General features: G+C 39.0%; 6 protein-coding genes. 3 read left to right on the top strand and 3 right to left on the bottom strand.

Features of this window, described 5'->3' with window-relative positions; genetic code table 11:
- Positions 1-1,987 (top strand): beta strand repeat-containing protein (locus ACIR310F_RS26250; RefSeq protein WP_331271310.1); only part of this gene is annotated, 1,987 nt, incomplete at its 5' end.
- Positions 1,988-1,996: 9 nt separating this feature from the next.
- Here the strand turns inward: ACIR310F_RS26250 and ACIR310F_RS0111670 are convergent.
- Entirely contained in the window at positions 1,997-2,173 is a 177-nt protein-coding gene (locus tag ACIR310F_RS0111670; RefSeq protein ID WP_231387504.1) for a hypothetical protein, read from the bottom strand.
- A gap of 30 nt (positions 2,174-2,203) precedes the next feature.
- On the opposite strand from ACIR310F_RS0111670, the gene ACIR310F_RS0111665 reads away from it, so the two are divergent.
- Positions 2,204-3,040 carry an Rpn family recombination-promoting nuclease/putative transposase gene (locus ACIR310F_RS0111665; RefSeq protein ID WP_028083984.1) on the top strand — a complete coding sequence of 279 codons (837 nt, stop codon included), beginning with the start codon at positions 2,204-2,206 and terminating at the stop codon, positions 3,038-3,040.
- Positions 3,041-3,410: 370 nt separating this feature from the next.
- Here ACIR310F_RS0111665 and ACIR310F_RS0111660 read toward each other — a convergent pair whose 3' ends face one another.
- Entirely contained in the window at positions 3,411-5,426 is a 2,016-nt protein-coding gene (locus ACIR310F_RS0111660) for a glycoside hydrolase family 10 protein (RefSeq protein WP_028083983.1), read from the bottom strand.
- A gap of 1,188 nt (positions 5,427-6,614) precedes the next feature.
- Here ACIR310F_RS0111660 and recN point away from each other — a divergent pair.
- Positions 6,615-8,345: a DNA repair protein RecN gene (gene recN / locus ACIR310F_RS0111655; protein WP_028083982.1), complete on the top strand. Its 1,731-nt coding sequence runs from the start codon at positions 6,615-6,617 to the stop codon at positions 8,343-8,345.
- Positions 8,346-8,495: 150 nt separating this feature from the next.
- Here recN and rdgB read toward each other — a convergent pair whose 3' ends face one another.
- Positions 8,496-9,080, bottom strand: a complete 585-nt coding sequence (rdgB, locus tag ACIR310F_RS0111650; protein WP_028083981.1) for an RdgB/HAM1 family non-canonical purine NTP pyrophosphatase — start codon at positions 9,078-9,080, stop codon at positions 8,496-8,498.
- Positions 9,081-9,094 lie beyond the last annotated feature (14 nt).

Here is a 9,094-nt window from a genome sequence, read left to right as displayed (position 1 = left end):
TGGAACTTTCAAGAAAACCACCACAGGAACAGGCACTATTGGAGTTGCTTTTAATAATACAGGAACAGTTGAAGCTCAATCAGGAAATCTCAATTTTGCTAACACTTACACCCATAATAATGCAAATTTAATTCTCAAAGGTGGTACTGTTACCTTTAGCAATGCCTTGAATATTAACGGTGGAAAGATAGAAGGTAATGCCAGTATTAACGTTGGGGTAACAAATTCCGGTTTACTCAATCCTCGTTATGCAAGTAATACCGAATTTGGTCGTCTTACTATCAACGGTAACTATACCGAAACCAATAATGCAAGCATCAATATTCAACTGGGTGGAACTACTCCGGGAACTAACTTTGATCAAGTAGATATTAATGGAAATGCCGCTTTTGATGGAACATTGAATGTTAGCCTACTGAATAACTTTACTCCCACTCTTGGTAGTACCTTTGATGTCTTGACTTATGATTCCTTGAGCTTCTTATCTAACCTTGATTTTACAGGTTTAGATATTAACTCAACTCTCCAGTTTTTACCTCAGTGGTTTAACAATAAACTCACTTTAAAAGTCGTTGAGAAAACCAACGCGACTACTTTTAATGTCACCACAAATCAAGACGTTGTTAATGCTAGTGACGGTTTATTGTCTCTACGGGAAGCTGTCATAGAAGCAAATCAAAATGGTTTAGATAATACCATCATTCTGGGCGCACAAACCTATAATTTGAACTTTAGTGGTGGCTCTGATGATAATTTTGCCGCAACAGGAGATTTGGATATTTTACCTCGCGGTGGTCGTCTAACAATTCGAGGTCAAGGAGTAAACCAGACCTTTATCAGCACCAGCAATTTGGCAAATATATTTGAGATTCATTCAGGTGCAACCATCAATTTTCAAGACGTAACTATCATTACCAACGTTACCTTAGCTCTATCCTCTACAAGCGTCACCGAAGACGGCACATCCAACCTAGTTTATACCTTTACCCGGGCTGGAGACTCTAGCAATGCCCTCACTGTCAACTACACCGTCGGCGGAACTGCCACAATAGGCACGGATTATACAGGAATTGCTACCGCAGGAACCACAAAAACCGTCACCTTTGCAGCCGGGTCATCCACTGCTACAGTTACAGTTGACCCCACTGCTGATACCACAGTAGAAAATGATGAAACAGTCATCTTAACCCTAGCATCTGGAACTGGTTACACCATTGGTACTACGAGTGAAGTCACCGGATCAATCACCAATGATGATCCCTTTACTGGCACTCCTAACGCTGATACTTTAACTGGTACTAATGGTGCAGATACCTTAATCGGACTTGCTGGTAACGATACCTATACCGTCAATCATGTAGGTGACATTGTTACCGAAGCTCTCAACGCAGGAACAGATTTAGTCAACGCATCTATTTCCTACACCTTACCTAATCATGTAGAAAACCTCACCTTGACAGGAAGCAGCAATATTAATGGTACGGGTAATAGTTTAAATAACACCCTCACAGGTAACAGTGGTAATAATACTCTCAACGGTGGTGCTGGTGCAGACACCCTCACAGGTGGAACAGGAAGCGATATCTTGGTTTTCCAATTTGGACAATCCCCAGTATCAGGAGCAGACCGAATTACCGACTTTGCCATCGGCACTGATAAAATTGACCTGTTGACTTCCCTGGGTGTAGCTATGAATGCTCCCACTGCTTTCACTCGCGCTGCTAATAGTACAGCCACTACCTTAACAAATGTGGTCAATAGTGTATTTACTGATGCTAATGGAGCGTTAACTGGTAATCAGGCTTTAGGGGTAAATAGTGCAGCTTTAGTCAGTGTCACCACTTCTGGTATTGCGGGGACTTATTTAGTCATTAATGATGGTGTGGCTGGCTTCCAATCTAGTAATGACCTATTGGTGAATATCACAGGATACAGTGGTACATTACCAGCTTTGGGTAGCATTGCTGTTAGTAGCTTCTTTATCTAAGTGCCTAAGCTATTCTTCTGTAATTGGGGAGCTATGCAAGTAAAAAACAGCGGGCGTAGCCATCGTCCGTAAGTTAGGTAATATGGGAATAGCCTCGGTGATTTGGGACTTTACATAAAAAGGTAGTGTAATGTGAGCGATCGCCTCCGGTGGGTATAATGCGATTCCTGCGGCGGGCGTAGCCATCGCCATCAAATAAATTGATAAATTATCACTATGAGAAGAGATTCAATTTTTTACAAACTATTCAAACAATTCCCTAGTTTGTTATTTGAATTAGTAGATACACCACCAACAGCAGCAGCCAACTATCAGTTTGAATCCATTGAGGTAAAAGAAACAGCATTTCAAATAGATGGTGTATTTTTACCACCAAATGATGCAGATGATCAGCAGGTATATTTTGCAGAAGTGCAATTTCAAAAAGATGAAGATTTATATTTTCGGTTCTTTTCAGAATTGTCCCTATTTCTGCACCGTCACCCCATCCGTTATGATGATTGGTCAGGAGTAATAATTTTTGGTTCCAGGAATTTAGAACCATCAAATTTAAGGATTCATCGCTCGTTATTATCAGGTGGACAAATACAGCGAGTGTATTTAGATGAATTAGGAGATGTTCAGCAACAACCATTGGGTTTAGGATTAATGTTGCTGACAATTAAAGAAGGAACAGAAGCTATAGACACAGCCAGATTTTTACTAGCACAAGCACAAACACAATCAGAAACAGGGATAATAGATTTAATTACGACGATCATTGTTTACAAATTTAGCAACTTAACCAGAAAGGAAATTATCACTATGTTAGGACTTGACTTAGAAGAACCAAGAGCTATCCGCGAAGCAAAAGAAGAAGGTCGTGAAGAAGGTCGCAAGCAAGAAGCTATATCCCTAGTTATCCGATTATTAAATCGACGTTTAGATGGAATTTCTCAGCAGTGCTGTTCACAAATTCAACTGTTATCTTTATCACAGATCGAAACTTTGGGTGAGGATTTGTTGGATTTTGTGGCTGTGGCTGATTTAGAAAAATGGTTACAGTCTCATTGAATCTAAAATAGAGCGATCGCCTATATTCTAGGTTAAGTAATATGGGATTTTCTTCACTCCAACCTCATGTCTATAAGTTTTTCTTGTCTGTTAATCTGTTAATTTGCAAAAACTCCCTTTCAATCGTCCGCGTACAAGAATTACCAATATCGAAGGTATTTAGAAATTTAGAGGAGATCTAATTTATGTTCGGGTGAGAAGTTCAGTAGGATTATCTGGCGAGAGAAAATATCAAATTTGTGCTTTAGTTTTCACCACAAACGCTTGATTGGATCTGATTTTTAGGTATTGACAAAGCATTTTAAATATGTTATCTTTATCTTGATAAGGAAGAACTATCTTCCATTTATTTAGCTGGCGGTTGCTAAACCTACGCTACAGTAATCATGACACCTTCACTTTCATTCCCTAATCTATCCACAGCGCAGACAGCATAAGTACCGGGTGTAACTGTCGCAAAGGTAGTACCAGCGGATAAAATGCGTTTAATTGTCCAATTCTGACCACTTTGAACATACAGACTCCAAGCACGCACAGACCTATTATCTCCTGGTTGCCAGTTTAATTTACCATCAAGGAATTTGAGATTTTTGGGCGGTGTCGGTGTTACGGAACTTTTCCATGGCATACTAGGAACGAGGGCAGGTGTGGGATAATGGGTTTTAAACTCGTCACTAATGCCTTGACGATTTTCCTGAATGCCAGTCATACTAAAAAAGATATTACCCAAAGACAAATTAGCCGCTAAATTCCGAGAAATCTGAATTTGCTTGGTAATTTCGCTGTTTTTCCAGGCTTTACCATCCAATTGTCCTAGATTGTTACCGGCATAAACATGACGCTGGCTGCTATTAATTTTAGTCCACCATTGCAGCAGTGTCTCGTAGCTTTGTTTTGTTTGGTCGGTACGCCAGTAGAGTTGAGGCGCAATATAATCTATCCAACCTTGCTGTAACCATTTTTTTGAATCAGCATAAAGGACATTATAGGCATCTAAACCAACAATCCCCGCAGGTTCTCCAGAACGATAAATACCAAAAGGACTAATACCAAATTTAACATCAGGTTTGGTGGCTTTAATTCCCTGAGAAAGTCGCAATACCATTTGATTAACGTTTTCTCGTCGCCAATCTTCTAAACTGAGTTTACCACCTTTGGCTTGATAAGCTGCGTAGGTCTTATGATCGGGAAAGGGTTTACCAGATATGGGATAGGGGTAAAAATAATCATCTAGATGAATAGCATCCACATCATAACGCCGGACAACATCAATAATCACATTGTAGGCTCTGTCTTGAACAATTTTTGCCCCTGGGTCCATCCATTGTTGAGTACCCCATTGATAAACAACTTCTGGGTTAGTCACTGCAATGTGGGGAGCGACGGGAGAAACTTGACTATTGGCTCTAGCGCGGTAAGGGTTGAACCAAGCGTGTAATTCAATATTGCGTTGATGACATTGAGCGATCGCAAATTCCAAAGGATCGTAAAATGGTGTTGGTGCTTTTCCCTGAGTTCCTGTAATCCAAGCACTCCAAGGTTCTAATTCAGAAGCATATAAAGCATCACCTTCTGGTCGTATCTGCAAAACTAAAGCATTGAAATTCAAAGATTGTAACTGTTTAATAATTGCTAATAACTCTGCTTTTTGCTCTTCAACAGTCAGTCCCGGTTTAGAAGGCCAGTCACTATTCCACACAGACGCTACCCAAGCACCTCGGAACTCACGCCGATGACTGACCTTGATAGTATTAGTATTAGGGGCTGGAGATAAAGCCCCAGGCACAACAATATAAGCAGAAGGAATTTTTTCCGCTTTTCCTAAATATACTAACCCTTGATAAACTACCGCCGCTACATCCGCGCGAGTAACCGCTGTTTTATAATTAAGAATTTTGACATTGGGATAATTTACTACCCAACCAACGCGAGTCGCTAAAGCTATTTGATTAATTCCATAATAAGGAATTAAAGCTCCATCTTGGTAAATTTCCGCTAGTTTACTCACTAAGTCCAGGTCAACTTGACCAGCAATTCCCAAGCCATTGACCATGGCTACTAAAACATCACCTTTAAAAATACTTTCATCTATACCGAAACGCTTATTTGGATATCCTGTCAAGAATCCACTTTCATAAACTTTTTTAATCGCCTTGAACGCCCAATGGGTATCAGGAACATCCACAAAACCCGCATATTCACGTTTCACCGCTGGGGAAAAAACAGCAGCGATAATAGCCGCGAACTCAGCCCGAGTTACAGGGTTATTAGGGCGGAAAGTTCCATCAGGATACCCTTTGAGAATTCCCCTTGCGGCTAAGGCCTCAATAAATGCCCTCGACCAATGACTTTGAATATCGGAAAATGTTATAGGAGTAGATACCATATTTCTGCAAATAGTTACATCCTTTATTAATGTAGCAATATTTAAGTAGGTGAACGGAAAAAAACCGAAATATGTAACAAAAAGTAAAGTTGCCGAAAACCTCTTCCCTGTTCCCTGTTCCCTGTTCCCTCCTTATTAATGTAGCAATATTTAAGTAGGTGAACGGAAAAAAACCGAAATATGTAACAAAAAGTAAAGTTGCCGAAAACCTCTTCCCTGTTCCCTGTTCCCTGTTCCCTCCTTATTAATGTAGCAATATTTAAGTAGGTGAACGGAAAAAAACCGAAATATGTAACAAAAAGTAAAGTTGCCGAAAACCTCTTCCCTCTTCCCTGTTCCCTGTTCCCTCCTTATTAATGTAGCAATATTTAAGTAGGTGAACGGAAAAAACCGAAATATGTAACAAAAAGTAAAGTTGCCGAAAACCTCTTCCCTGTTCCCTGTTCCCTGTTCCCTCCTTATTAATGTAGCAATATTGAAGTAGGTGAACGGAAAAAAACCGAAATATGTAACAAAAAGTAAAGTTGCCGAAAACCTCTTCCCTCTTCCCTGTTCCCAGTTAAGAGTTCCCTTGTCATAACGACAATTTTTAACGCCAACCTACTTAAGCCATAGCTACTAATTTTTTAATCCAGTCAGATATATAAGTTTTTTAAATATCCCTTTAGGAAAAAAATCGCCTTTCTATGTTTATTGAGAATATAGCCCGTTAATTCTCAAGATTATTGAGAATATGGTCAATAAGCCAACGAGTTTACTAGGGTATTGACATCTTGACATTTTGTGCTAATATTATAGTGTATCATCTGGAAGATTTTATATATAAAATATATATTGAGAATAATAATTACTAAATTAGAGGCTCAAAATCCAAAGAATAAATTCTGTGTCAGGTAAAAGCCAACCATTGAGAATATAAAGTTTTATGTTCTTAACTTGATTAAGTATAATTCATGGTAAACTAATCATAGTTTGGCAAATATTACCAAATAAGATCAATAACATAACTTATTAGTAATTCAGGCGTTGCTGAAACCAGGTATGAATTTAGGTGTAGAGCCGAGAATCCCTACCCATGGAAGGTCTTTAGAAGGGTTTTGAAATCATCAAAAATCATTTTCATACCTCAAATCAGCAACGCCGTAATTCAGAGGAAACCAGGAAATCTGCAATCTGAGGATTATGTAAATGCTGCTATATCTAAGAATTGAAAACTTTGCCTTAATTGATCATTTAGAATTAGATTTTGGGGCAGGTTTGAACGTATTAACAGGGGAAACCGGGGCAGGAAAATCAATTATATTAGATGCCATTGATGCAGTTTTGGGTGGTAAAGTCTCTAGTCGAGTCATTCGCACTGGTACAAATCGAACAATGGTAGAAGCAACTTTTAGCGTCACCCCACCCCTAGCTGCTTGGTTAAGTGAACAAGAAATTGATTTAATAGATGATAATGCTGTGATCATCAGTCGAGAAATTGCCACCACCACTAGTAATATTCGCAGTAGATCACGGGTCAATGGAGTCCTGGTAAATCGTCAATTAATGGGAGGATTGCGAGATCATTTAGTAGAAATAACAGCACAAGGACAAACCGTAAAAGTAGGACAATCCGCTCAAGTTCGAGATTGGTTAGATTTATATGGTGGTGATTTATTGTTACAAAAACGCCAAAATGTCACCACTGCTTTTAGTATATATCAACAAGCACGTCAAGCACTAGAAAAACGCCGAACATCAGAACGGGAAAGGCTACAACAATTAGATCTATTAACATATCAGGTACAAGAATTAGGTGCTGCTAATCTTGATGATCCCCAGGAAATGGAAATATTAAATCAAGAACGAGACCGTCTGAATCATGTTGTTGATTTACAACAAATGAGTTATAAAGTATATCAGGCTTTGTATCAAGATGATCAGGAAACTCGCACTGCTGCTGATTTATTAGCCAATGGAGAGATGATATTAACTCAAATGATAGAGTATGATTCTCAACTACAATCTTTATTAGAACTGGTGCGGGATGCAGTCGCAGCAGTCATGGAAGTGGGTAGACAAATTAATATTTATGGAGAAGGATTGGAAGCAGATCCCCAGCGGTTAGAAGAAGTAGAAGAACGAATACGGGAATTAAAACAAATTTGTCGTAAATATGGTCCAACTTTAACAGAAGCGATCGCTTATTATCAACGTATTCAAAATGAATTAGCTGAATTAAATAATAATGAACAATCTATAGAAACTTTAGAACAAGAAGAACAATTATATTTACAACAACTCCATCATCTCAGTCAACAATTAAGTCAATTACGTCGTCAAACTGCGGCTGATTTAGAATCTCGGTTACTAGCTGAACTCAAGCCCCTAGCAATGGATAAGGTAAGATTTCAAGTCGAAATTGTCCCTACTACCCCCACGTCCGCAGGTGCAGATAAAATTACTTTTATGTTTAGTCCTAATCCCGGTGAACCTATTCAACCATTAACGGAAATTGCTTCTGGTGGAGAAATGAGCCGATTTTTATTAGCCTTAAAATCTTGTTTTCACCAAGGAAATGAAGTGGGAACTTTTATTTTTGATGAAATTGATGTAGGAGTTTCTGGTAGAGTTGCCCAAGCCATAGCAGAAAAATTACATCAAATTAGTCAAGGACATCAAGTATTATGTGTAACCCATCAACCTTTAATTGCAGCTATGGCAGATCGTCATTTTCGCGTCGCTAAATTAGTGATTAATAAAGCCGTAAATAGTAATGATGAACAGCGAACAGTTGTCAGAGTCACAAGTTTAGATAATTTAACTACCCGTCGAGAAGAATTAGCACAGTTAGCTGGTGGTAAATCTGCAAATCAAGCGATCGCTTTTGCAGAGTCTTTATTATTACAAGCTGCTCATCATCGGGAAAGGAGGACATAAAAAACCATCCAAATTTGAGGATGAGAAATAATAGGTTTACATTATTAATTTCCGGCGTTGCTGAATTGAGGTATGAAATTGGAAAATCAAAAAAATGAAACTCTTACTCTCTGCGCCTGGAGCGCCTCTGCGTGAAATAAAATCATACTCTTAATCAGCAACACCTAATTTTCTTAACTGGGGAACTAAAGCCTTGAAAGCATTTCCCCGATGACTAATTGACTTTTTCAAGTCTGTTGTCATCTGAGCAAAAGTCAATTGTTTTTCTGGGACATAAAAAACCGGATCATAACCGAAACCACCATCTCCACAAGGTGCAAATAAAATTTCACCTTGACAAATACCCTCAGATTGAATTACTATTTCCCCACAAGGATTGGCAACTGCGATCGCACATACAAACCTAGCTTGGCGATTTTTTTCATCACCTAATTCTCTTAATAACCTACCAATCCGTTCTGTATCATTATTTCCATAACGAGCAGAATACACCCCCGGCGCACCATTCAGGGCATTTACCGCCAAACCAGAATCATCGGCTATCGCCCAATTACCCGTAAATTTAGCAATTTCTGAAGCTTTGAGACGAGCATTTTCCGCAAAGGTCTCCCCTGTTTCTTCCACGTCCAAATTTTCCGGTTTTATAGTTAATTCCCAACTAGAATCAGCTAAATAAGCTTGCATTTCCCGTAATTTACCGGTATTTCCTGTCGCTACTACGAGTAATTTAGTCATTATTCATTAGTCCA

This window comes from Dolichospermum circinale AWQC310F (genome assembly GCF_000426925.1).
GTDB lineage: Bacteria > Cyanobacteriota > Cyanobacteriia > Cyanobacteriales > Nostocaceae > Dolichospermum > Dolichospermum circinale.
Note: the sequence above shows the minus strand (reverse complement) of the source record. Positions and strands in the feature narration are given on the sequence as shown.

Bases quoted from the DNA above. Each gene is read 5' to 3' on its own strand.
- ACIR310F_RS0111665 (WP_028083984.1), top strand. From the start codon at position 2,204: ATGAGAAGAGATTCAATTTTTTACAAACTATTCAAACAATTCCCTAGT.
- recN (WP_028083982.1), top strand. From the start codon at position 6,615: ATGCTGCTATATCTAAGAATTGAAAACTTTGCCTTAATTGATCATTTA.
- rdgB (WP_028083981.1), bottom strand. From the start codon at position 9,080: ATGACTAAATTACTCGTAGTAGCGACAGGAAATACCGGTAAATTACGG.
- ACIR310F_RS0111670 (WP_231387504.1), bottom strand. From the start codon at position 2,173: ATGGCTACGCCCGCCGCAGGAATCGCATTATACCCACCGGAGGCGATC.
- ACIR310F_RS0111660 (WP_028083983.1), bottom strand. From the start codon at position 5,426: ATGGTATCTACTCCTATAACATTTTCCGATATTCAAAGTCATTGGTCG.